This window comes from Rodentibacter trehalosifermentans (assembly GCF_002000545.1).
Taxonomy (GTDB): domain Bacteria; phylum Pseudomonadota; class Gammaproteobacteria; order Enterobacterales; family Pasteurellaceae; genus Rodentibacter; species Rodentibacter trehalosifermentans.
In genome coordinates this window covers 1-25011 of sequence record NZ_MLHL01000056.1, presented here as the reverse complement: position 1 = coordinate 25011, position 25011 = coordinate 1, and the positions used below count along the sequence as shown (strand labels likewise).

The following is a 25011-nucleotide window of genomic DNA, read 5'->3' as shown; positions in this document are numbered from 1 at the left end:
TTTATGTTTGTCGATTTTCTTTCTTTAATGTTTACCGCAGCCCTAATGACATTGGGGCTTGCGGTCTGTTCGTTAATCGTGGGTTTGCTATTAAGTATAGTCTTCGCTCTTTTGGAGGCTAACCATTTTATCGGTAAACCGATGGTGGTTCTTGTGGCACTGTTGCGTGGCTTGCCTGAAATTTTGGTGGTATTGCTCGTGTATTTTGGCTCAACCGAAGTGGTGGAAATGCTGACCGGCGAATATATTGAATTCAGTGCATTTGGCTGTGGCGTGTTTGCGTTATCCCTTATTTTTGCCGCCTATGCTTCACAGACCCTGCGTGGTGCGATTCAGGCTATCCCTAAAGGTCAGTGGGAATCAGGCGCAGCATTGGGGTTGAGCAAAGGTTATACTTTTACGCATATTATTATGCCACAAGTTTGGCGTCACGCTTTGCCGGGGCTAAGTAACCAATGGCTGGTATTATTGAAAGATACCGCATTAATTTCTCTTATTGGCGTTGATGATTTAATGCGTCAGGCGCAGTTAATTAATACTAATACCCATCAACCGTTTACTTGGTATAGTATTGCCGCATTAATTTATTTGGTTGTCACACTAATCAGTCAGTTTGGTATTCATCGTCTAGAACAACGTTTTACCCGCTTTGAAAGAGGACTAAAATAATGTTTCAAGAATATTTATCAGTCATTGCGCAGGGGATACCAACGAGTTTACTATTGACCGTGGTTTCATTATTGATTGCTTTTTTCTTTGCGTTATTCCTCACATTTTTGCTTTCTATGGAAAATAAATGGGTGAAAAGTGCGGTCAATTTATACCTTACTTTGTTTACCGGTACACCGTTGCTTGTGCAGTTTTTCTTAATTTATGCCGGACCGGGGCAGTTTGAATGGATCGTGAAAAGCCCTTTTTGGCATATCTTATCAAACGCTTGGTTTTGTGCGGCATTGGCATTGGCATTAAACAGCGCCGCCTATTCCACGCAATTATTTCATGGTGCTGTCAAAGCTATTCCAAAAGGGCAATGGGAAGGCTGCGCCGCATTGGGGTTAAGCCGTGTGCAAACATTGAAAATTTTGATTCCTTATGCATTAAAGCGGGCATTGCCTTCTTATAGTAATGAAATTATTTTGGTATTTAAAGGAACGGCATTGGCTTCAACCATCACGATTATGGATATTATGGGGTATGCACGTCAGCTTTACGGTACGGAGTATGATGCTCTCACGATCTATGGTATTGCCGGGGGGATTTATCTTGTGATTACAGGCATCGCCACCTTATTATTGCGTAAGCTCGAGAATAAAGTGCTTGCTTTTGAACGTTTGGATGCGAAAAAAGCATAAAGTTCGGTCAATATTTTAAGAGAATGAATGGGTTGCAATCGCAACCCATTTTTTTATGATTGAGTAATGACGCTTGCAATAATAAGAAATAAGGCAAAAATACAGAACCAGATTAAGTGAAGTTTTGTACTTTTTCGGTTAATTTCCGTATTTTGCAAATGTCTTTCTTCTAATTTTTGTTTATAGATTTCTAAATTTTCCTGTTTAAAAGAAAAACCGCAATTTGGACAGATTTTAGCCGATTCACTGATTTTTTTACGGCATTCGGGGCAACGAGTGAGTGCCATTTCTTTAATCCTTATTAAGTATGATTTAGAAGATATTATTTTATTCTGAAAAACCAAGTGATAGTTAATGTGAGATTTGTCACAATTTTGTGGAAATTTCGTAAATTAAATTTTTGGTTTAATAGAATTTAGCATAAAATACCCCGGCTTGTTTAGAGCGTTTTAAACAATCGTATGATTATTTCTTGAGGTGCTTTTATGTTGTGGTTTTTCTTTTGTGTAGCCATTTTAATTCTTGGCTATCTTATCTATGGAAAAATTATCGAAAAAATCTTTGTCATTAATCCTAAACGTCAAACACCCGCCTATCAAATCAATGATGGCGTGGATTATATGCCCATGTCTAAAACCAAAATCTGGTTAATTCAATTGTTGAATATTGCAGGGACAGGACCAATTTTCGGACCAATTCTCGGTGCGTTATACGGGCCGGTTGCCATGCTTTGGATTGTGATTGGCTGTATTTTTGCCGGTGCGGTGCATGACTATTTTTGTGGTATGTTAAGTATTCGTCACGGTGGGGCAACCATGCCTTATTTGGCGGGGAAATTTTTAGGTCGCCCTGTTAAAGTTTTTATCAACGTTCTTGCATTAGTGCTCTTATTATTGGTTGGGGTCGTCTTCGTGGCAAGCCCTGCACAATTACTGGGCACCATTACTATGGATGTGCTAGGCGCTTCTCAGGGGGCATTGCAATTAGGTGATGCTGAGGCTGTTCATCAAGCGATAGAAGCCGGTGGGATCAAAGTATGGGGAATGGATAAAGCGACAGTGGTTGCGGTGTGGACTGTGATTATTTTTGCTTACTATATTCTTGCCACTTTATTACCGGTAGATAAAATCATCGGTCGAATTTACCCGCTCTTTGGTGCATTATTGCTCTTTATGTCCGTGGGAATGGTCTATGGTTTAGTCTCTGCTCACCTCAGTGCGGCTGATCCTATTGAGTTTTTCCGCACTGTTAATGCAGACGGACAAGGTTTAACTTGGGATAAATTTGCACAAAACTTCCAAGTGAAAGGTGATGTGCCAATTTGGCCTTTATTATTCTTAACCATCTCTTGTGGTGCATTATCCGGTTTCCATGCGACACAAACACCGCTTATGGCACGCTGTGCTGAAAATGAGAGCGAAGGTCGTTTCATTTTCTATGGTGCGATGATTACAGAAGGGGTGATCGCATTAGTATGGTGTATGGTCGGACTTGCATTCTATGAAAATCCACAAGCCTTACAAGATGCCATTTCAGCAGGTTCGCCATCTAAAGTCGTCTATGACAGTTCATTACACTTCCTTGGTTTCATTGGTGGTATCTTTGCGGTGCTAGGTGTCGTGGTGCTTCCAATCACATCTGGCGATACAGCCTTCCGTGCAGCCCGTTTGCAATTAGCGGAAATCTTTAATATTGATCAACGTTCTCTTCCTAAACGTTTAATGATTGCGGTGCCATTGTTCGTATTAGGCTATTTTGTTTCAACGGTGGACTTTAGTATCTTATGGCGTTATTTCACTTGGGCAAACCAAATGACTGCTATGGTGATGTTATGGACTGCGGCAGCGTATTTATATCGTTACCACAAATTCCACTGGGTGGCTTCTATCCCGGCGTGGTTTATAACCACCGTATGTGCGACCTATTTGTATTACAACAAAATTGGTTTCAACCTTGATTATCAATTATCTGTCTATCTTGGTTTAGCAACTACGGTGCTATGTATCCTGTTATTCTTCACCCTGTTAAAACCATTAGGTGAACGTGATGAAGAAGCCTATGTAAATACTACAAATCTATAAATGATTTTAAAGTGAGGAAAACCGCTTAAGTAAAAGTTTAAGCGGTTTTTTATTGGGTAAAATTTACTAAATTTTACATTGGAATAACTTGCAACTTTATCTTACAACCGATAAACTTACGAAGAAGTGGTGAAAAGTGGTTTTTTGTGGTGATTTTTCCAAAATTTAAACTCCTAAAGGCTTAAAAATGTTTCGTGGTGCGGCAGCGGTAAATTTAGATTCCAAGGGGCGGGTGGCTATCCCAACTCGTTACCGTGCCGAAATTATTGAAAAAAATCAAGGTCAGATGGTTTGTACCGTTGATATTCGCCAGCCTTGTTTGTTGCTTTATCCTTTAGATGAATGGGAAAAAATTGAGCAAAAACTCCTCTCACTCTCTAACTTTGATCCGGATCAACGTCGTCTACAACGTGTGATGCTTGGTTATGCCACTGAATGTGAAATGGATGCACAAGGGCGTATTTTACTGAGTGGACCATTGCGACAACACGCAAAATTGGAAAAAGGCTTAATGTTGGTCGGTCAATTAAACAAATTTGAAATTTGGAGCGATACAGAATGGAACGCTCAAATTGAAGAAGATATTGCAGTAGCGGCAACTGCCGAATTTGCAATGGATTCGAATTTAAATATGCTGTCACTCTAAATGAGAAAAGAACAGCAGCACTAGCAGGATAATCGGTGCTTTGCACCGAATTATCTTTTTCCAATTTATTTTTTATTAGCTAATGCGATGACAATGCAACATTCCTTTTCTTCACCTGAACATACCACGGTTTTACTCAATGAAGCGGTGGACGGTTTGGCGTTGAAAGAAAATGGAATTTATATTGATGGTACATTTGGTCGTGGCGGACATTCCCGTTTAATCCTTTCAAAACTTTCTCAACAGGGTCGTCTTATTGGAATTGACCGTGATCCCCGTGCGATTGCTGAAGCACAAAAAATCCAAGACCCTCGCTTTCATATTGAACACAGTAGTTTTTCACATCTTTCTGAAATTTGTGAGAAATTAGATTTAGTGGGCAAAGTGGATGGTATTTTGCTGGACCTTGGGGTGTCTTCTCCTCAACTTGATGAAGCGGAGCGTGGCTTTAGTTTTATGAAAGATGGTCCGCTTGATATGCGAATGGATCCTACCCAAGGTTTATCTGCAGCCGAATGGTTAAAACAGGTTTCGGTAGAAGATTTGACTTGGGTGTTAAAAACCTTTGGTGAAGAGCGTTTTGCCAAACGTATTGCAACAGCCATTGTGGAATACAATAAAAGTGCGGTCAAAAATGGCGAAGAATTTTTATCACGTACGACACAACTGGCGGAGTTGATTGCACAATCAGTACCTTTCAAAGATAAACACAAACACCCAGCCACCCGCAGTTTTCAAGCTATTCGAATTTTTATTAATTCCGAATTAGATGAATTAGAGAGCGTGTTAAATTCCGCCTTGGATATGTTAGCGCCACAAGGACGGTTGTCCATTATTAGTTTCCATTCTTTAGAAGATCGAATGGTTAAACATTTTATGAAAAAGCAAAGTAAAGGGGAGGCAATTCCTAAAGGTTTGCCGCTACGGGAAGACCAAATTCAACGAAATCAAAGATTGAAGATAATAGGCAAAGCGATTCAGCCATCAGAAGCCGAAATTCAAGCGAATCCACGTTCAAGAAGTGCGGTATTACGCATAGCGGAAAAAATAAATTAGGAGGGGGAATGTTAGAAAATAGCGAGCGTTACCCTTTGCAAAATATTTTGATGGAAGATTTATTTTCGTCAACTAAATTAGTGATCTTATTATTATCACTGATTTTAATTTCTGCGATGGCGACAATTTGGGTCACCCATCAGACCCGGGGATTAATTTCTGAGAATGGTCAATTAATTCTGCAACGTCAAGCACTAGAAGATGAATATCGGAATCTACAGTTGCAAGAGGCAACGGAAGGTGACAGCACAAGAGTTGAATCTATTGCTATCAGCACATTAAAAATGAAAAGAGTGGATAGTAACCAAGAGGTTGTTATTTTGGAGTAAGAGAAGGGATTAGTTGGAATAGGATAAGCGCAAATGGTTCGGTTTAATTCGCCAAAAAAATCAAATAAGTCTAAAAAGACGATCAGAAAATTGACCACTTCTACGGCGGCAGTCAAAGCTAATAAGCCTAAAATGGTATTTGAAAAGTGTTTTTTGCGTGGGCGTTATATTATTGCGACAAGTGCTATTTTCTTAGGTTTGGCGGCATTGGTTGCCCGTGCAGGGTATGTTCAATCTATTAATGCCGATATCCTTTCAGGCGAAGCGGACAAACGTTCTTTGCGTAAAGATGAAATTCTTTCTGTTCGTGGTTCAATTTTAGATCGTAATGGTCAATTATTATCGGTTAGCGTACCTATGAGTGCGGTGGTGGCCGATCCAAAACATATTCTTAAAGAAGGCTCGCTGAACGATAAAGAACGTATTAAAGCCCTCGCAGAGGTGCTGGACATCAGCTATAACGATCTTGTCAAAAAAATTGAGAAAAATCCAAAATCCGGTTTTTTATATTTAGCCCGTCAAGTGGAAGCCGGCAAAGCACAATATGTTCGAGAGCTTAAAATTAAAGGTATTAGCTTAGAAAATGAACCAAGACGTTTTTATCCTCGAGTAGAAGAAACTGCCCATCTCATTGGTTATACGGATATTGATGGTAATGGTATTGAAGGCATTGAAAAAAGTTTTAATTCAATGCTGGTGGGAAAAGACGGCGCCCGTTTGGTTCGTAAAGATAAACGGGGTAACGTAGTTGAACATATTGCAGATCAGAAAAAATACGATGCGCAAGATGTGACATTGAGTATTGACGAAAAATTACAGTCAATGGTCTATCGTGAAATCAAAAAAGCGGTGGCAGAGAATAAAGCGGAATCCGGTACTGCGGTACTTGTGGATGTTCGTACCGGTGAAGTGCTGGCGATGGCAAATGCCCCTTCTTATAACCCGAATAATCGTGTGGGGGTGAAAGCAGAGTTAATGCGTAACCGTGCGATTACCGATGTGTTTGAACCGGGTTCGACAGTAAAACCTTTTGTCGTTTTGACCGCACTTCAGCGTGGTGTTGCACAACGTAATGAAGTAATTAACACGGGTTCTTTTACTGTTAGCGGTAAAGAAATTGTGGATGTTGCCCCTCGTCCTCAGCAAACTTTAGACGAAATTTTAATTAATTCCAGTAACCGTGGGGTAAGCCGTCTTGCATTGCGTATGCCGCCAAGTGCATTAATGGATACCTACCAGGCCGCAGGCTTAGGAAAAGCCACGGATTTGGGATTAGTCGGAGAACAAGCCGGTGTGCTCAATGCCAATCGTAAACGTTGGGCGGATATTGATCGTGCGACTGTAGCTTATGGTTATGGTATTACCGCAACCCCTCTACAAATGGCACGTGCCTATGCGACTTTAGGAAGTTTCGGTATTTATCGTCCGCTTTCTATTACGAAAGTGGATCCTCCTGTAATTGGTCAACGTGTTTTCTCTGAGAAAACTACAAAAGAAATTGTGAATATGCTCGAAAAAGTGGCGATTAAAAATAAGCGTGCCATGGTGGAAGGTTATCGTGTTGGTGTAAAAACCGGTACAGCACGCAAAATTGAAAATGGTCGCTATGTAAATAAATATGTTGCATTTACTGCCGGTGTTGCTCCAATTAGTGATCCGCGTTATGCCTTAGTCATTTTAATTAACGATCCAAAAGCGGGACAATATTATGGGGGCGCTGTATCTGCGCCGGTATTCTCAAGTATTATGGGTTATGCGTTGCGTGCAAATGGGATTGCACCGGATGCACAGCCGAGCGATAAAACGGCAAAACGTACCGTTCGTCTGACCCCTCGTCAAGTTGAACAAGGTCAGACAGAGCGAGTGAATTAAGGAAAAACAATGAAAAAATTAACCGCACTTTTTGATTTACCGCCACACTCAACTGAAGTTGAGATTAATGCGTTGGTTTTAGACAGTCGAAAGGTAAAAAACGGCGATTTGTTTGTGGCAATAAAAGGACATCAAATTGATGCGACCCGTTTTATTGAACAAGCCATTTTAGCCGGCGCGAGTGCGGTTGTTGCAGAAACAGAAGATGAAGGCAAGCATTTATCTCTCACCTACCAACATCAAACACCGGTGGTTTATTACTATGGACTGTCGGCAAACCTGTCCGAAATTGCCGATAAATTTTATGATTCACCTTCTAAAAAATTAACGCTTGTTGGTGTAACCGGTACCAATGGAAAAACTACCATTTCCCAACTGTTAGCGCAGTGGGTTCAACAGTTAGGGAATAAACCTGCGGTGATGGGAACAATTGGAAACGGTTTGTTGGGGCAACTTGTTGAGGCTAAAAATACCACAGGTTCGCCTATTGAAATTCAATCTTCACTTGCTTCGTTTGTTGATAATGGGGCGGATTTTGCCGCAATTGAAGTCTCTTCTCACGGTTTGGTTCAACACCGTGTGGACGCATTAGATTTTAAAGCTGCAATTTTTACTAATTTAAGTCGTGATCATTTAGATTATCACGGCACGATGGAAAACTATGCTCAAGCTAAAGAACGCTTGTTCTTTGAGTTAAAACCTGATCTGAAAATTATTAATGCAGATGATCCGGTGGGGGCTTTGTGGTTAAATGAGTTACCAAATAGTATTGCGGTGAGTACTGATGTAAATTTTCATCCAAGCAGAGAAAAATGGCTAAAAGCTACATCGGTACGGTTTACCCAAGAAGGTGCAATCATTGATTTTGCCTCCACTTGGGGAAACGGTGCGCTGCATAGCCCATTAATAGGGGCGTTTAATGTGAGTAATTTACTATTGGTAATGGCAACATTATTAGCGTTAGGTTATTCATTAGATGATTTAACAACCCATGTTTCCAAATTAAAAGGAGTTTGTGGAAGAATGGAAATGATTAAAGTAAACGGAAAACCGGCTGTTATTGTTGATTATGCACATACACCGGATGCTTTGGAAAAAGCTCTCATTGCAGCCCGCCAACATTGTACCGGCAGAGTTTGGTGTGTTTTTGGTTGTGGTGGTGATCGTGATGTGGGCAAACGTCCGTTAATGGCAAAAGTCGCAGAGCAATTTGCGGATAGGGTTATTGTTACTACCGATAATCCACGTACGGAGGATCCCGATAAAATTGAGGCGGATATTGTGGCGGGCTTTAGTCGTATGGACAATGTGGGTCTTATTTCTGATCGTGAACAAGCCATTGAATTTGCCATTGAAGGGGCTGGTGAAGATGATCTTATCCTCATTGCAGGGAAAGGGCATGAAGATTATCATATTGTTGGTCACGAAACTTTGCATTTTTCAGATCAAGAAACGGCAATCGCTTATTTAAGCCGATAAATTTATTTGATTTAGCTATGATTAATTTAACCACGCAACAACTGGCTCAGCTGCTAAATGCCGAATTAATCGGTGATGGGGCTGTGATTGTTGAAAATATTAATACAGATACCCGTTTATTCGTTCCCAATCACGTTTTTTTTGCCTTAAAAGGTGAGAAATTCGATGCCCATCAATATCTTCACCAAGCAGTGGCGCAAGGTGCTGTTGCTTTGGTTGTTCAACAAGCGAATGTAGATATTTCTCTTCCTCAACTTGTGGTTAAAGATACCCGTTTGGCATTGGGGCAGTTGGGGCGGTGGTTGCGTGAAAAAATTAATCCCCATACCGTAGCGATGACAGGCTCTTCCGGTAAAACTACGGTAAAAGAAATGACAGCGGGCATTTTGCAACATACCGCAGGGAACCCCGAGGCAGTGCTTTTTACGCACGGGAATTTTAACAATGATGTCGGTGTGCCGCTAACTTTATTGCGTTTAGAGGAAAAACACCGTTTTGCTGTGATTGAGCTTGGTGCGAATCATCAAGGTGAAATTGCTTATACCACGATGCTTGCTCAGCCTGATGTGGCGTTAATCAATAATATCGCCCCGGCTCATTTGGAAGGTTTTGGTTCTTTAGCAGGTGTTGTTCAAGCAAAAGGCGAAATTTATCGAGGTTTAACGACCGATGGCATCGCAATTATCAATGCGGAACATAATCATCTTGATATTTGGCAAAAAGAAATTGGCAAACATTCGATTCAATATTTTAACGGAAAGGATTTTTACGCTGAAAATATCCAATATCATAAACAAGGTTCCACTTTTACTTTGGTTTCGCCACAGGGAAAAATAGATATTCATTTACCCTATTTAGGTGAACATAATGTAAAAAATGCCTTAGCCGCAACGGCACTTGCAATGAATGTGGGGGCGAGTTTGGCGGACGTGAAAAAGGGATTAGAGCAACGTTCTCAGGTAAAAGGGCGTTTGTTTCCGATTCGGGTGAATGACAAGTTGCTTCTATTGGATGATACCTATAATGCCAATCAGGATTCTTTATGTGCGGCAATTGATGTGCTTAAAAATTATTCTGCTTTTCGCATTTTGTGTGTGGGAGATATGAAAGAATTAGGGGAAAATTCCCTTGAAATTCACCGTGAAGTAGGGCAATACGCTAAAACGGCAAAGTTGGATTTGGTTTGTTCTTTTGGTAGTGAAAGTGCGGTCATTTCTGAAGCGGTTTTAGGAAAACATTTCACCAACAAAGAAGAGATAGTGGATTTTCTTATTCCGATTATTGAAGAAAAAATAGAAAATAATCAATCTGTCGTGGTGCTAGGGAAGGGTTCCCGTTCAATGAAAATGGAAGATGTGATTTATTCATTAAAGGATAAAATTAAATGTTAGTTTGGCTTGCTGAATTTCTTGTTCGTTATGAAACGGCGTTTAATGCGATTTCATACATTACGGTGCGTGCAATTCTTGCGTTATTGACCGCACTTTTTATTTCCCTTTGGATTGGACCTAAGGTGATTAAACGCTTACAGATTTTAAAATTCGGCCAAGAGGTGCGTAATGACGGACCTGAAAGCCATTTTGCCAAAAAAGGCACACCAACGATGGGCGGAGTGATGATTCTTTTCTCCATCGGCGTTAGCACGTTGCTTTGGGCGAATTTAGCCAATCCTTATATTTGGGTTTGCTTATTTGTTTTGTTTGGCTATGGTGCAATTGGTTTTGTGGATGATTATCGTAAAATTACCCGAAAAAATACCGATGGTTTAATTGCCCGTTGGAAATATTTTTGGATGTCCGTTGTAGCGTTGGTGGCGATTATTTGGCTTTACTGGTTGGGGCAAGGCACGGATGCCACCCGTTTGGTTGTACCGTTCTTTAAAGATATTATGCCTCAATTAGGGCTTTTTTATATCGTGTTATCCTATTTTGTGATTGTGGGGACAGGGAATGCCGTCAATTTAACAGATGGATTGGATGGCTTGGCGATTATGCCGACCGCCTTGGTCGCCGGTGCTTTTGCCTTAATTGCATGGGCGACTGGAAATGTGAATTTTGCCGAGTATTTGCATATTCCTTATATTAAGTATAGCTCCGAAGTGGTGGTATTTTGTACGGCTATTGTGGGCGCAGGATTAGGTTTTCTCTGGTTTAATACTTATCCTGCACAAGTGTTTATGGGGGATGTGGGCTCATTGGCGCTAGGTGGGGCTTTAGGTGTTGTCGCCATTTTGGTTCGTCAAGAGTTTTTATTAGTGATTATGGGTGGGGTTTTTGTGGTTGAGGCCCTTTCAGTGATTTTACAAGTGGGCTCTTACAAATTGCGTAAGCAACGAATTTTCCGAATGGCACCCATTCACCACCACTTTGAATTGAAAGGTTGGCCGGAACCGAGAGTAATTATAAGATTTTGGATTATTTCCTTGATGCTGGTGTTAATGGGATTAGTAACGTTAAAATTACGCTAAAAAATTAGGATTCGCTCTTTCAGATGCTGAAAGAGCGGTCTGTTTTTTATGAATTTTCAAATAATAAAAACGAACGAAAAATAAAATGGCAATTTCATATCAAAATAAAATCGTGACGATTATCGGGTTGGGGAAAACAGGATTATCCTGTATTGATTATCTTCAATCCCAACAGGCGAATATTCGCGTAATTGATACCCGAGAAAAACCAGCAGGTGTGGATAAACTCCCTAAAAATATCTCTCTCCATACAGGCAGTTTAAATCAACAGTGGTTAAATGAAAGCGATATTATTATCATCAGTCCGGGGCTTTCGATAAAAACAGCGGAAATTCAGACCGCACTTTCCAAAGGCGTGGAAGTGATGGGGGATATTGAATTATTCTGCCGTGCTGCTACGAAACCGATTGTGGCGATTACCGGTTCAAACGGTAAAAGCACGGTGACGACACTGGTGTACGAAATGGCAAAAGCAGCGGGGATAAAAGTGGCAATGGGCGGAAATATCGGCATTCCTGCTCTGTCGTTATTGGAAGGTGGCTATGATCTCTATGTGTTGGAATTATCCAGTTTCCAGTTGGAAACTACGCAGAGTTTAAAAGCCGCCGCCGCAACGGTGCTGAATGTGACGGAAGATCATATGGATCGTTATGAAAATTTAGAAGAATATCGTCAAGCCAAATTGCGTATTTATCGAAATGCTGCTGTTGCTGTGGTGAATAATGAAGATCCACTGACTTTTGGGGAGGGGAAGAATCGAGCAAAACAGATTTTGTCTTTCGCCGAGCATAATGCGGATTATTGGCTGAAAACCGAAAATGGTAAACAATATTTAATGGCGAAAGATGAGGTTATTTTACCTTGTGAAGAAGCGGGGCTTGTGGGGCGGCATAATTATATGAATATTCTTGCTGCGGTGGCATTGGCACAATCGGTAGGCATAAATTTAGCGGCAATTCGCACCGCACTTCGTCAATTTAAAGGTTTGGATCACCGTTTTCAACTTGTCCATCAAGCAAATGGAGTGCGTTGGATCAATGATTCTAAAGCAACGAACGTTGGCAGTACCGTTGCCGCACTGACCGGTTTATTTGTGGAGGGTAAATTGCATCTGTTACTGGGTGGAGATGGTAAAGGGGCTGATTTTTCGGAATTGGCAACCTTGATAAATCAACCGAATATTATTTGCTATTGTTTTGGTCGGGACGGTGCATTATTGGCAAAACTTTCATCACAAAGCCGTTTATTTGACACCATGGAACAAGCGGTAGAATGTTTACGTCCGACCTTAAAAGATGGCGATATTGTATTATTGTCTCCTGCTTGTGCAAGCCTTGATCAGTTCGCTTCCTTTGAAAAACGCGGTGAAGAATTTACCCGTTTAGCAAAATTAAGTTAATCAATAAAACCATGGAATTTTTTCGGAAAATTAAACAGAATCTTGAAAATTGGATAAGAATTACGCCTCAAGGATTACTCTATGATCGTGCGTTATTCTTGCTCTTTGTTACTTTATTAATCATCGGTTTGATTGCTGTGACATCGGCTTCTATTCCTTACAGTTCAAGATTATTTAATGATGCGTTTTATTTTGCAAAACGTGATGCACTTTACGTTTTTCTTTCTCTTCTGACGTGCTATTTCACTATGCAAATTTCCACGGCAAAATGGGAAAAATGGCATGCCAAACTTTTCTTTCTCGCCATTGCGTTATTAATTGCCGTATTAATTGTCGGTTCTTCGGTAAACGGGGCAAAACGTTGGATTTCCCTTGGGGTAATGAATTTCCAACCGGCAGAATTTGCAAAATTGGCACTGACTTGCTTTTTAGCCAGCTATTTCACCCGCCGTTATGATGAAGTGCGGTCAAATAAACTGAGTGCTTTTAAACCTTTCATTGTGATGGGGGTGATGGGGGCATTTTTATTGTATCAGCCGGATCTGGGTAGTACCGTTGTGTTGTTTATTATCACTTTTGGTATGCTCTTTATCGTTGGCGCAAATTTTTGGCAATTTGTTGCGTTGATAGGAACTGGGGCATTATTGCTTTTTTGGTTAGTTATTTCAGCCTCCTATCGTTTAAAACGTTTTACCGGTTTCTTAGAACCCTTCAAAGATCCTTATGGTACGGGATTTCAGCTTACCAACTCCCTGATGGCATTTGGTCGGGGCGAAATTACCGGTGAAGGTTTAGGCAATTCCATTCAAAAATTAGATTACTTACCGGAAGCGCATACGGATTTTATTATGGCGATTATTGGTGAAGAGTTCGGTTTTATCGGAATTTTCGTCGTCGTGTTTTTACTCGGACTATTAGTTTTCCGAACACTCAAAATCGGACGTGAGTCTTTACAATTAGAACAACGTTTCCGAGGATTTTTTGCCTTTGGTATCGGATTTTGGATTTTCTTCCAAGGTTTTGTCAATTTAGGTATGGCATTAGGAATGTTACCGACCAAAGGATTGACGTTTCCCTTAGTGAGTTATGGGGGCTCAAGTATTATTATTATGTCGGCAACCATTGGTATTTTGCTTCGCATTGACCACGAAAATCGTTTACAACGGGGTGGGCAGGCACGTTTGCGTGATGATTAGGAATAACAATGAATAAACAGAAAAAATTATTAGTAATGGCCGGAGGGACAGGCGGTCATATTTTCCCTGCCATTGCGGTGGCACAAAAATTACAAAAACAGGGATGGGAGATATGTTGGTTAGGCACCAAAGATAGGATGGAAGCCCAACTTGTTCCTCAATATGGTATCCCTATTCGTTTTATTCAAATTTCAGGTCTTCGAGGTAAGGGCATTAAAGCACTCCTTACCGCACCTTATGCGATTTTACGGGCAGTTCTTCAGGCAAAAAAAATTATTCAAGAAGAAAAGCCGGAGGCGGTGCTCGGCATGGGCGGTTATGTTTCCGGTCCGGGTGGTGTGGCGGCAAAACTTTGTGGCGTGCCTATTATTTTACATGAACAAAATGCCATTGCCGGTTTAACCAATAAATGGTTGGCGAAGATTGCGACCCGTGTATTGCAAGGTTTCCCAAAAGCCTTTTTAGATGCCGAAGTGGTAGGGAATCCCGTTCGTCAGGATTTATTTTCTATGCCGACACCGCAAGTGCGTTTTGCCGGACGTGATGAAAAATTGAGAGTACTGGTGGTGGGAGGCAGCCAAGGGGCGAAGGTGTTAAACGAAACACTACCTAAAGTAGTGGCACAACTTTCGAATAAATTAAAGGTTCGCCATCAAGTGGGGAAAGGGAATGTCGAAAATGTGATTGCTCTTTATGGCGAAAATGCCGCTCAAGTAAACATTACCGAATTTATTGACGATATGGCGGAAGCCTATGCTTGGGCAGATGTAGTGATTTGTCGTTCTGGTGCCTTAACGGTATGTGAATTGGCGGCGATAGGGGCGGCGGCAATTTTCGTTCCTTTTCAACATAAAGACAAGCAACAATATCTTAATGCGAAATACCTCGCAGATGTTGGGGCGGCTAAAATTGTAGAACAGGCTGATCTGACACCGGGTATTTTAATTGATTATTTACAACATTTTACTCGGGATGATCTTTTAGCAATGGCAATAAAAGCCAAAGCGATGGCTACCCCATTTGCTGCACAACGTGTTGCGGATGTGATTATTGAAAATGCAAAATAATGTAAAAAAACTCATGTAAAAAATTTTGGAATTTTTGACCGCACTTTTAGAATGGTCGGAAATTTTCTAAAGAGTTAAAGGAAAAAGAAAACAAGATGAAACATTCTCACGAGGAAATTAGAAAAATCATTCCGGAGATGCGCCGGGTTCAGCAAATTCATTTTATCGGTATTGGCGGTGCAGGTATGAGCGGCATTGCCGAAATTTTGCTAAACGAAGGTTATCGGATTTCCGGTTCGGATATTGCGGACGGTGCGGTGACACAGCACCTCGCACAGGCAGGAGCGAAGGTTTTTATCGGACATTGTGCTGAAAATATTGAAGGAGCGAGCGTGGTGGTGGTATCCAGTGCTATTCGCGATGATAACCCTGAGCTTGTTGCTGCAAAACAGAACCGTATCCCGGTGATTCAGCGCGCACAGATGTTGGCGGAAATTATGCGTTTTCGTCATGGCATTGCGATTGCCGGGACTCATGGGAAAACAACAACCACGGCGATGATTTCCATGATTTATACCCAAGCAAAATTAGATCCGACATTCGTTAATGGCGGATTAGTGAAATCAGCGGGAAAAAATGCTCATCTCGGTGCAAGCCGTTATTTGATTGCGGAAGCGGATGAAAGTGATGCTTCTTTCTTACATTTGCAGCCTATGGTATCCGTTGTGACGAATATGGAGCCGGATCATATGGATACTTATGAAGGCGACTTTGAAAAAATGAAAGCCACTTATGTGAAGTTTCTCCATAATTTACCTTTTTACGGTTTAGCGGTGATGTGCGCCGATGATCCCGTGTTGATGGAACTTGCCCCGCAAGTCGGGCGACAAGTGATCACCTATGGTTTTAGTGAGCAGGCAGACTATTGTATAGAAGATTACGAACAGACAGGTTTCCAAGGGCATTACACGGTGATTTGCCCGAATGGTGAACGAATTAATGTGTTGTTAAATGTACCGGGTAAACATAATGCCTTAAATGCAACAGCGGCATTGGCGGTAGCAAAAGAAGAAGGCATTGAAAATGAAGCAATTTTAGCTGCACTTGCGGATTTCCAAGGAGCGGGGCGCCGTTTTGATCAACTGGGCGAGTTTATTCGTCCGAACGGAAAAGTGCGTTTGGTAGATGATTATGGTCATCATCCGACAGAAGTGGGCGTAACCATTAAAGCCGCCCGTGAAGGTTGGGAAGGCAAACGTGTGATTATGATTTTCCAACCGCACCGCTATTCCCGCACGCGCGATTTATTTGATGATTTTGTTCAGGTGCTTTCACAAGTGGATGCACTGATTATGTTGGATGTTTATGCTGCCGGTGAAGCACCGATTGTTGGAGCGGATAGTAAAGCCCTTTGTCGTTCAATCCGCAATTTGGGAAAAGTGGATCCGATTTTAGTGTCTGATACTACACAATTAGGTGATGTGCTTGATCAAATTATTCAAGACGGTGATTTGGTATTGGCACAAGGGGCGGGCAGTGTGAGTAAAATTTCTAGAACTTTAGCGGAGTCCTGGAAAAATTAATCTAAGACAAAAATTGCCACTAATAGTATAAAATCAAACGTCATAAAGAGAGTGATAAAGGATAAAAAAATGAATTTAAAACAAGAAAAAATTGCCGTGTTATTGGGGGGAACTTCTGCGGAGCGTGAGGTTTCGTTAAATTCAGGGAAAGCGGTGTTAGAGGCACTTATTGCACAAGGTTATAATGCCCACCCTATTGATCCGAAAGAATATCACGTGGCAAATCTCAAAGAAGACGGTTTTGACCGAGTATTTAATATTTTGCATGGTCGGGGCGGTGAAGACGGCACAATGCAGGGATTATTGGAACAAATCGGTTTACCTTACACCGGTTGCGGTGTGATGGCATCTGCGTTAACCATGGATAAAATGCGTACAAAAATGTTGTGGAAAGCTTTTGGTTTGCCGGTGGCTGAGATGGAGGTGGTGACTCGTGAAACCTTCGCTCAATTAGATTCACAAGCAATTGTGGCAAAATTGGGTTTGCCGTTAATGGTTAAACCCTCTTTGGAAGGTTCAAGTGTAGGTCTTACCAAAGTCAATGCCGTGGAAGAACTGAAAAGTGCGGTTGAATTTGCGCTTAAATTTGATAATACGATTTTGATTGAAGAATGGCTTGCCGGTGATGAATTGACCGTGCCAGTATTGGATAATCAAGTGTTACCGGCAGTGCGTATTGTACCGGAAGGGGAGTTTTACGATTATGAAGCAAAATACGTTTCTGATAGCACGCAGTATTTCTGTCCTGCGGGGCTGACACCAGAACGTGAACAGGAGCTGGCTTTATTGGTAAAACGTGCTTATGAGGCGGTAGGTTGTCGTGGTTGGAGCCGTATTGATGTGATGTGTGATGCTAAAGGAGATTTTCGTTTGGTCGAAGTTAATACCAATCCGGGCATGACCAGCCATAGCTTATTTCCAAAATCAGCAGCGACGGTGGGAATTTCTTTTGAGCAACTCGTAGTAAAAATTTTGGAGCTGAGTGCATAATGAATGTACTGAAACGCAAAAGTACATCAAATGTTCGATATGGTGAATCAACTTTTAAATATCTCATACAACTTCGTTTGTTGATTGTATTATTGTGTGTCGGAACCGGGTATTTTGTTTATTCAAATTGGCAAAGTTGGTTGGATCAATTTGATTCTAAGCCAATTACAGCCTACGCCTTAGTGGGAAAAAACGAATTCACCGATTATGCCGATGTACAAGATGTGCTACTTAAAATGGGAACCTTGAAAGGTTTTTGGGGACAAGATGTTAAATTAATCCAAGAACAGTTGGAAACACTACCTTGGGTAAAAGGAGCCGTGGTTCGTAAAATTTGGCCAAACCGTTTAAGTATTTGGTTGACGGAATATATTCCGGTAGCGGTTTGGAATAAAACAGAATTCTTGACGAAAGAGGGAACGGTTTTCCAATTACCTATGGAACGCCTAAAAAATAAAACATTGCCCTATTTAGGCGGTCCCGATTACCAAAGTTTAAAGGTGCTTGAGGCTTGGAACCAAATCTATGCGGATTTTAAAGCCAAAAATTTAAATGTAAAAGGTGTGACAATTGATGACCGAGGTGCTTGGCAAGTGACTCTTGATAATGATATTGTGCTGAAGCTTGGACGGGGTACATGGAAAAATAAATTGGAGCGCTTTGTGACAATTTATCCGCAAATTGAAGTCCCGGAAAATAAGCGAATTGATTATGTGGATTTACGCTATACTTCGGGAGCGGCAGTCGGAATGGTCGATAAATAAAATTCAGTGGGTGTAATAAAGAAATGGCAAAAATAGTAGAAACAAAGGCAATTGTTGGGCTTGAAGTCGGCACATCAAAAGTGGTTGCTGTTGTGGGGGAAGTGCTACCCGATGGCGTGGTCAATGTGCTTGGTGTGGGAAGTTGCCCTTCAAAAGGAATTGATCGTGGTAGCATTACGGATTTAGATGCCGTAGTAAATTCAATTCATCGAGCCATTGAGGCGGCAGAATCAATGGCTGATTGTCAAATTATGAGCGTGACTTTAGCGATTACCGGTGAACATATCCAAAGTTTAAATGAAAACGGATTTGTGCCGATTGGCGAAAGCGAAGTAACTCAAGATGAAATTGATTCCGCCTTATACAATGCAAGTACAATTAAATTACCTGAAGGCGTTTCTTTATTACACGTGATTCCACAGGAATATGCTGTCGATCGCCAATTAAATATAAAAAATCCTCTTGGTTTACAAGGCGTTCGTTTAAATGCTCAGGTTCATTTAATTGCTTGTCATCAAGATTGGCAAAATAATTTGAAAAAAGCAGTTGAACGTTGTGGCTTGCAAGTGGATAAAGTGGTGTTTTCCGGTTTTGCGGCGACTCATTCGGTTCTAACGGAAGATGAAAAAGATCTTGGTGTCTGCTTGGTTGATTTTGGTGCCGGCACTATGAATGTTATGGTGTTTACTAACGGGGCGTTACGTTTTAGTAAAGTCATTCCTTATGCCGGAAACCTTGTGACCAATGATATTGCCCATGCTTGTACGATTTCCCGTGCGGAAGCCGAGCGGATAAAAGTGAACTACGCCAGTGCAAGATATCCGGTACGTTTACATGGTGATAAAAAAATTGAAGTGGCAGGTATTGGAGGCCGAGCTCCCCGCTCTTTAACAAAAAATGATTTATCTTTAATCACTTCAGCACGTTATACGGAACTTCTTGGCGTTGTGAAAGACGAATTAGATAAATTAAAATCAGATTTAGAGCGAAAACATATTAAGTTTGAATTAATTGCCGGTGTGGTGATCACCGGTGGCGGTGCACAAATTGAAGATCTAAAAGAATGTGCGATGGATGTTTTTGGTTGTCAGGTGAGAATTGGTAGTCCGTTAAATATTACGGGATTAACCGATTATGTTAATCGTCCGCAATATTCAACTGTCGTGGGGCTATTACAATACAGCCATAGCAACAGCGATGATGAACTTATCGGCAGTGATCATTCTGAAGGCAATTTTCTAGGTGCAACCTGGTCTTGGATTAAAAAAATTGCAAATAAAGTGCGGTCAGAATTTTGATTATTTTGATTTTTCATCTACAATACGGAAAATTTAACTTTTATTAATGCGCTAGCAGAGTATTAGCGGAACGGAGAACACAAATGTTATACCCAGATTACGGTGATTTTGAAGAACAATCAGGCGCACTGATTAAAGTCGTCGGTGTTGGTGGTGGCGGTGGTAACGCTGTTAACCATATGGTTGCTAATATGATTAAGCAAGACATCGGTGGGACTTTTCTTGGGGAAAATTCGTTTGACAGTGAAGAGCATGGGAAAATTATTTTCTATGCCGTAAATACTGATGCACAAGCATTGCGTAAAAGCCAAGTTCAGCAAACCGTACAGATTGGCGGTGCTACCACAAAAGGTCTTGGAGCAGGTGCCAATCCGAATGTAGGGCGTAAAGCGGCTGAAGATGATCAAGAAGAAATCCGTAAAATGCTTGAAGGGGCAGATATGGTTTTCATCGCTGCCGGTATGGGTGGCGGTACTGGTACTGGGGCCGCACCGGTTGTAGCGAAAATTGCAAAAGAATTAGGTATCTTGACTGTTGCTGTAGTGACTAAACCTTTTGTCTTTGAAGGCAAAAAACGTATGCAGTTCGCCGAGTTGGGGATTAAAGATCTCGCACAATACGTTGACTCAATGATCATTATTCCAAACCAACAAATTCAAAAAGTTCTCCCTAAAAATGCAACATTAATTGATGCCTTTGCTGCCGCAAATGATGTATTACGCAACTCTGTGATGGGTATTTCCGATATGATTACCTCTCCGGGAATGATTAACGTCGACTTTGCCGATGTGCGAACCGTGATGTCTGAAATGGGCCAAGCAATGATAGGTTTCGGTTCGGCAAAAGGTGCGCCGGGTGAGGGAAGAGCAGAAGAAGCGGCGAGAATTGCTGTTCGTAACGATTTATTGGAAAAAGTTGATTTAACAAATGCTAAAGGTATCCTCATCAACATTACCGGGGGCTTTGATATTGCCTTTGATGAATTTAATGTTGTGGGCGATACGATTCATAGTTTTGCATCAGAAGATGCAACTATCGTTGTTGGTACAACATTGGTGCCGGAAATGAGCGATGAAATTCGCGTGACTATTGTAGCGACAGGGTTAGGGGAAATTGCACCAAATGAGACAATTCAGGTTAAAAAAACACCTTTACATCATCCGGATGAGAGTCCTCAGCCTATTTCATTAAGAACACAGGAGCAAACAATTACTCGATTCAATCCGTCTGATCGGGCTGATCCGATTCGTCCTTATTCCCAAGAGCCGGTTCAACAGCCAAAAGAATATCGTAGCGAATTGGAAAGACCGATTACTGAACGTTTATCTTCTTTTCAAAAATTTGATCCAAAAATGATGGATCAAAACGATAAATAGCAAATGAGATCTTGTTGTAAAACAATAAGGTAAAAATTATGGTTAAACAAAGAACATTAAAACAAAGCATTAAGGTGACAGGCGTAGGCTTGCATAGTGGTAAAAAAGTAACTTTAACTTTACGTCCTGCGATGCCGAATACTGGTGTGATCTATTGCCGTACGGACTTAAATCCGCCGGTCACTTTTCCGGCAAATGCGGAATCAGTGCGTGACACGATGCTTTGTACCGCCCTTATTAATGAACAAGGCGTACGGGTTTCCACTGTTGAGCATTTAAATGCTGCATTAGCAGGGCTTGGTATTGATAATATTATTATTGAAGTGGATGCACCTGAAATTCCGATCATGGACGGTAGTGCCAGCCCATTCATTTACTTGCTCTTAGATGCCGGTATTGAAGAACAAAACGCACCGAAAAAATTTATTCGTATCAAGCAAAAAGTACGGGTAGAGGAGGGTGATAAGTGGGCGGAATTTAAACCTTATAACGGTTTCCGATTAGATTTTACCATTGATTTTGAACATCCTGCGATTGGTAAAAACGTGCGTAACTATATGATGGATTTTTCTACCCAAGCCTTTGTTCACCAAATTAGTCGAGCAAGAACTTTTGGTTTTATGAAAGATATTGAATATCTTCAATCACAAGGTTTAGCATTAGGTGGTAGTTTGGATAATGCTATTGTGTTAGATGACTACCGCATTTTGAACGAAGAAGGTTTACGCTTTAAAGATGAATTGGTTCGTCATAAAATGTTAGATGCCATCGGTGATCTTTATATGGCTGGTTATAACATTATTGGTGATTTTAAAGCTTATAAATCCGGTCATGGATTAAATAACAAGTTATTGCGTGCAGTACTTGCAAATCAAGAAGCCTGGGAGTTTGTGACTTTTGAAGATAAAGAACAAGTTCCACAAGGCTATGTTGTTCCTACTCAAGTATTAATTTAATGGTTTTTTTATTGAAAGAGCTATATTTCTGCAAAGAAGTATAGCTTTTTTATTGTTTTGCTTTGAAAAGAGCGGTCAATTTAGGATGAGTTTTTTATGAAAAGATTATTTACTTTTTTGCCTTTAGTTCTTGCAACTTCTACGGCGATGGCATATGAGCAAGATAAAACCTATCACTTCACTGTGCTTCACACTAATGATACCCACGGACACTTCTGGCCAAATAGCAAAGGCGAGTATGGTTTCCCAGCACAAAAAACGATTATTAATCGAGTAAAAGCCGAAGTGGAGAAGAAAGGCGGCTCGGTAATTTTATTAAATGCAGGGGATTTTAATACCGGAGTACCGGAATCGGATATGCAAAATGCCGAACCGGATATCCAAGCGATGAATGCAATGGGCTATGAAGCAACGGTATTAGGTAACCACGAATTTGATAACCCCTTACAAATGCTTGCGATGCAAGAGTCTTGGGCTAAATTTCCTTTCTTATCTGCCAACGTATTTAATAAAAAAACCAATCAACCACTGGTTAAACCTTACATTGTTTTAGACAAACAAGGCTTAAAAATTGCTGTCGTTGGATTAACTACGGAAGATACAGCCAAATTAGGCAACCCGGAATATACGGGCAATGTGCTTTTTAAAGATCCAACAGAATTGGCAAGAGAAACATTGAAAGCCCTAAACGAACAGGAAAAACCGGATGTAAAAATTGCCTTAACCCATATGGGCTACTATTATGATGCACAGTATGGCTCCAATGCACCGGGAGATGTTTCTCTTGCCCGTAATCTCGATAAAGGGGCATTTGATATGATTGTTGGCGGACACAGCCACGATCCGGTATGTGTTGATGAAAAAGGCGTGTGGATCAAAGATTATAAACCGACCCAACCTTGTAAACCGGATTTCCAAAACGGCACTTGGATCATGCAGGCTTACGAGTGGGGAAAATATGTGGGACGTGCGGATTTTGAATTTAAAAATGGTGAATTAACACTACGCCATTATGAGTTAATCCCTGTGAACTTGAAGAAAAAAGTGACAAAAGAAGACGGCAAAACCGAATATGTCACTTACGGTGAAGAAATCCCACAAGATCCGGAAATGGAAGGTTTGTTAAAAGTCTATCAAAATAAAGGCGATGAATTATTAGGTCGGGAGTTAGGCGAATTAAAAGGTAAGTTAGAAGGCGATCGTAATATTATTCGTTTCCAACAAACCAATCTCGGTCATCTCATTGCTGAGGCGCAACGTGAACGTGCCGGGGCAGATATTGGCATTATGAATTCCGGAGGCATTCGGGATTCTATCCAACCGGGCAAAGTGACCTACCGTGATATTCTTAAGGTTCATCCATTTGGTAATATTGTGAGCTATGTGGATTTAACCGGCAAAGCGTTGATTGATTATTTGAACGTGGTGGCACTAAAAGAAGTGGATTCCGGTGCTTATGCACAATATTCCGGTATTACGATGGTCGTGAATAAAGAAGCCAAAAAAGTTGAAGAGGTGAAAATTCAAGGTAAGCCATTAGATCTTAATAAAACCTATCGTGTTTCTATGCCAAGCTATAACGCCGCAGGAGGCGATGGTTATCCGGTGGTAACAACGAATCCGACTTTCTTAAATACCGGTTTTATTGATGCGGAAGTTTTAGCCAAATATATTTGGAAACATTCACAAAAAGCCCCACTTGATGCATCGAAATATGATCCTAAAGATGCAGTCATTTTTAAATAAGGACAAATATGGCTTTAGAATTATCAGAAATTCGACAACTCATTACACAGATTGATCGGAACCTTTTAAAGTTACTCTCTGAACGTCATCGTTTGGCTTTTGATGTCGTAAGAAGTAAAGAAATTACACAAAAATCCTTACGCGATGAAAAACGTGAGCAAACGCTTTTACAAGATCTCGTCCGCTTTGCGGAGAATGAAAACTATCAGCTTGAACCCCAATACATTACGGCTATTTTCCAAAAGATCATTGAAGATTCTGTATTAACGCAGCAAGTTTATTTACAAAATAAATTAAATGAGCAACGCGCCCAAAATTTGCATATTGCCTTTTTAGGAAAACGGGGGTCTTATTCTAATTTAGCGGCACGCAATTATGCCGCTCGCTACCAAAAACAGTTTGTCGAATTAGGTTGTCAATCATTTGATCAAGTTTTTGAAAAAGTGAAAAACGGTGAAGCCGATGTGGGTATTCTTCCTCTAGAAAATACCACCTCAGGTGCGATTAATGAAGTTTATGATCTGCTTCAGCATACGGATTTATCCCTCATTGGTGAGCTTGCTTATCCGATTAAACATTGCGTTTTAGTCAATGGCACAAAGGATTTAAGCCAAATTGATACCTTGTATAGTCACCCACAAGTGATTCAGCAATGTAGCCAATTTATTCAAAGTTTAGATCGTGTTCATATTGAGTATTGCGAAAGTAGTTCGCACGCCATGCAGTTGGTTTCCAGTTTAAATAAGCCCAATATTGCAGCACTTGGAAATGAAGACGGGGGCAAGCTCTATGGATTAACGGTGTTAAAAAATAACATTGCCAACCAAGAAAATAACATTACCCGTTTTATTGTTATCGCAAAAACACCTCGTGAAGTCTCACCACAGATTCCGACAAAAACCTTATTGCTAATGACAACGCCACAAAAAGCGGGGGCTTTAGTTGATGCCCTTTTAGTCTTCAAAAAATACCAAATTAATATGACAAAGCTTGAATCCCGCCCGATTTATGGCAAGCCTTGGGAAGAAATGTTTTATTTAGAAATCGAGGCGAATATTCACCATCCGGAAGTACAAAAAGCTTTGGAAGAATTGAAAGATTATAGTCATTACCTAAAAATCTTAGGTTGCTATCCAAGTGAGATTGTAAAACCGGTGAATCCTTAGAGAAAAGTGCGGTCATAAAAATGGTATGATGTAGAAAACGCACAAAATCATTATTTCAGTAAAAGACAGGGTGAATTTACTCTAATTAATATAATAATGCTTTCCTCTCGCCCGCTTGCGGGAGAGAGACGACGGAAATTGCGTTCGGCAATTTCCGTCAGATAGAGGGGAAGGTGCTGCTTTACAGTGATATCGCCTATTCCCCTCTCCCTCCGAAAATCCTACGGATTTGGTACAACCTGATAACA

22 protein-coding genes are annotated in these 25011 nt (G+C 40.9%); 21 read left to right on the top strand and 1 reads right to left on the bottom strand.

From position 1 onward, the window contains the following. The first annotated feature begins 3 nt into the window (after positions 1 to 3). On the top strand, positions 4 to 669 hold the full coding sequence (gene artQ, locus BKK52_RS09785; protein ID WP_077421594.1) for an arginine ABC transporter permease ArtQ: 666 nt from the start codon (positions 4 to 6) through the stop codon (positions 667 to 669). Beyond that, a complete protein-coding gene (gene artM / locus BKK52_RS09780) occupies positions 669 to 1352 on the top strand; it encodes an arginine ABC transporter permease ArtM (RefSeq protein WP_077415780.1) in 684 nt (227 codons plus the stop codon). The genes artQ and artM overlap by 1 nt, the downstream gene beginning before the upstream one ends. 53 nt (positions 1353 to 1405) lie before the next feature. On the opposite strand, the gene BKK52_RS09775 is transcribed toward artM, so the two are convergent. After that, positions 1406 to 1639, bottom strand: a complete 234-nt coding sequence (locus BKK52_RS09775; protein ID WP_077415778.1) for a zinc ribbon domain-containing protein — start codon at positions 1637 to 1639, stop codon at positions 1406 to 1408. A gap of 198 nt (positions 1640 to 1837) precedes the next feature. Here BKK52_RS09775 and BKK52_RS09770 point away from each other — a divergent pair, with 198 nt between their 5' ends. The 19 genes from BKK52_RS09770 (at position 1838) to BKK52_RS09680 (ending at position 24763) form a co-directional block, all read left to right on the top strand. After that, the gene (locus tag BKK52_RS09770) at positions 1838 to 3433 is read left to right on the top strand and encodes a carbon starvation CstA family protein (protein WP_077421593.1); all 1596 of its coding nucleotides are present in this window, start codon (positions 1838 to 1840) and stop codon (positions 3431 to 3433) included. Between the two features lie 187 nt (positions 3434 to 3620). Continuing rightward, positions 3621 to 4079 (top strand): division/cell wall cluster transcriptional repressor MraZ, encoded by a 459-nt coding sequence (gene mraZ, locus BKK52_RS09765; RefSeq protein WP_077415774.1) that lies wholly within the window; start codon positions 3621 to 3623, stop codon positions 4077 to 4079. Positions 4080 to 4166: 87 nt separating this feature from the next. Next, a complete protein-coding gene (gene rsmH, locus BKK52_RS09760) occupies positions 4167 to 5135 on the top strand; it encodes a 16S rRNA (cytosine(1402)-N(4))-methyltransferase RsmH (protein ID WP_077415772.1) in 969 nt (322 codons plus the stop codon). A gap of 8 nt (positions 5136 to 5143) precedes the next feature. Continuing rightward, positions 5144 to 5464, top strand: a complete 321-nt coding sequence (gene ftsL / locus BKK52_RS09755; protein WP_077415770.1) for a cell division protein FtsL — start codon at positions 5144 to 5146, stop codon at positions 5462 to 5464. 33 nt (positions 5465 to 5497) lie between these two features. Next, positions 5498 to 7336 (top strand): peptidoglycan glycosyltransferase FtsI, encoded by a 1839-nt coding sequence (gene ftsI / locus BKK52_RS09750; RefSeq protein ID WP_077478584.1) that lies wholly within the window; start codon positions 5498 to 5500, stop codon positions 7334 to 7336. 9 nt (positions 7337 to 7345) lie between these two features. Then, a complete protein-coding gene (gene murE / locus BKK52_RS09745) occupies positions 7346 to 8815 on the top strand; it encodes a UDP-N-acetylmuramoyl-L-alanyl-D-glutamate--2,6-diaminopimelate ligase (protein WP_077421589.1) in 1470 nt (489 codons plus the stop codon). Positions 8816 to 8832: 17 nt separating this feature from the next. Then, positions 8833 to 10206, top strand: a complete 1374-nt coding sequence (murF, locus tag BKK52_RS09740) for a UDP-N-acetylmuramoyl-tripeptide--D-alanyl-D-alanine ligase (protein WP_077421588.1) — start codon at positions 8833 to 8835, stop codon at positions 10204 to 10206. Next, positions 10200 to 11282, top strand: coding sequence for a phospho-N-acetylmuramoyl-pentapeptide-transferase (gene mraY, locus BKK52_RS09735; RefSeq protein WP_077421587.1), 1083 nt, complete (start codon positions 10200 to 10202; stop codon positions 11280 to 11282). Before murF ends, mraY begins: the two co-directional genes overlap by 7 nt. A gap of 85 nt (positions 11283 to 11367) precedes the next feature. Further along, the gene (murD, locus tag BKK52_RS09730; RefSeq protein WP_077478583.1) at positions 11368 to 12681 is read left to right on the top strand and encodes a UDP-N-acetylmuramoyl-L-alanine--D-glutamate ligase; all 1314 of its coding nucleotides are present in this window, start codon (positions 11368 to 11370) and stop codon (positions 12679 to 12681) included. A gap of 11 nt (positions 12682 to 12692) precedes the next feature. After that, the gene (gene ftsW, locus BKK52_RS09725; protein ID WP_077474433.1) at positions 12693 to 13877 is read left to right on the top strand and encodes a putative lipid II flippase FtsW; all 1185 of its coding nucleotides are present in this window, start codon (positions 12693 to 12695) and stop codon (positions 13875 to 13877) included. A gap of 8 nt (positions 13878 to 13885) precedes the next feature. Then, positions 13886 to 14944 carry an undecaprenyldiphospho-muramoylpentapeptide beta-N-acetylglucosaminyltransferase gene (gene murG, locus BKK52_RS09720; protein WP_077421584.1) on the top strand — a complete coding sequence of 353 codons (1059 nt, stop codon included), beginning with the start codon at positions 13886 to 13888 and terminating at the stop codon, positions 14942 to 14944. 95 nt (positions 14945 to 15039) lie between these two features. Next, positions 15040 to 16467, top strand: a complete 1428-nt coding sequence (murC, locus tag BKK52_RS09715; RefSeq protein WP_077421583.1) for a UDP-N-acetylmuramate--L-alanine ligase — start codon at positions 15040 to 15042, stop codon at positions 16465 to 16467. Between the two features lie 69 nt (positions 16468 to 16536). Continuing rightward, complete coding sequence (locus BKK52_RS09710) at positions 16537 to 17457, top strand: D-alanine--D-alanine ligase (RefSeq protein WP_077421582.1); 921 nt, start codon at positions 16537 to 16539, stop codon at positions 17455 to 17457. After that, on the top strand, positions 17457 to 18221 hold the full coding sequence (locus tag BKK52_RS09705) for a cell division protein FtsQ/DivIB (protein WP_077421581.1): 765 nt from the start codon (positions 17457 to 17459) through the stop codon (positions 18219 to 18221). Before BKK52_RS09710 ends, BKK52_RS09705 begins: the two co-directional genes overlap by 1 nt. Before the next feature lie 23 nt (positions 18222 to 18244). Beyond that, complete coding sequence (gene ftsA / locus BKK52_RS09700; protein ID WP_077421580.1) at positions 18245 to 19519, top strand: cell division protein FtsA; 1275 nt, start codon at positions 18245 to 18247, stop codon at positions 19517 to 19519. 83 nt (positions 19520 to 19602) lie between these two features. After that, on the top strand, positions 19603 to 20895 hold the full coding sequence (gene ftsZ / locus BKK52_RS09695) for a cell division protein FtsZ (protein ID WP_077421579.1): 1293 nt from the start codon (positions 19603 to 19605) through the stop codon (positions 20893 to 20895). 38 nt (positions 20896 to 20933) lie between these two features. Then, on the top strand, positions 20934 to 21851 hold the full coding sequence (gene lpxC / locus BKK52_RS09690; protein WP_077421578.1) for a UDP-3-O-acyl-N-acetylglucosamine deacetylase: 918 nt from the start codon (positions 20934 to 20936) through the stop codon (positions 21849 to 21851). 96 nt (positions 21852 to 21947) lie between these two features. After that, positions 21948 to 23597 (top strand): bifunctional UDP-sugar hydrolase/5'-nucleotidase UshA, encoded by a 1650-nt coding sequence (gene ushA / locus BKK52_RS09685; RefSeq protein ID WP_077421577.1) that lies wholly within the window; start codon positions 21948 to 21950, stop codon positions 23595 to 23597. 8 nt (positions 23598 to 23605) lie between these two features. Then, positions 23606 to 24763 (top strand): chorismate mutase, encoded by a 1158-nt coding sequence (locus tag BKK52_RS09680; protein ID WP_077421576.1) that lies wholly within the window; start codon positions 23606 to 23608, stop codon positions 24761 to 24763. The last annotated feature ends 248 nt before the right edge of the window (positions 24764 to 25011 follow it).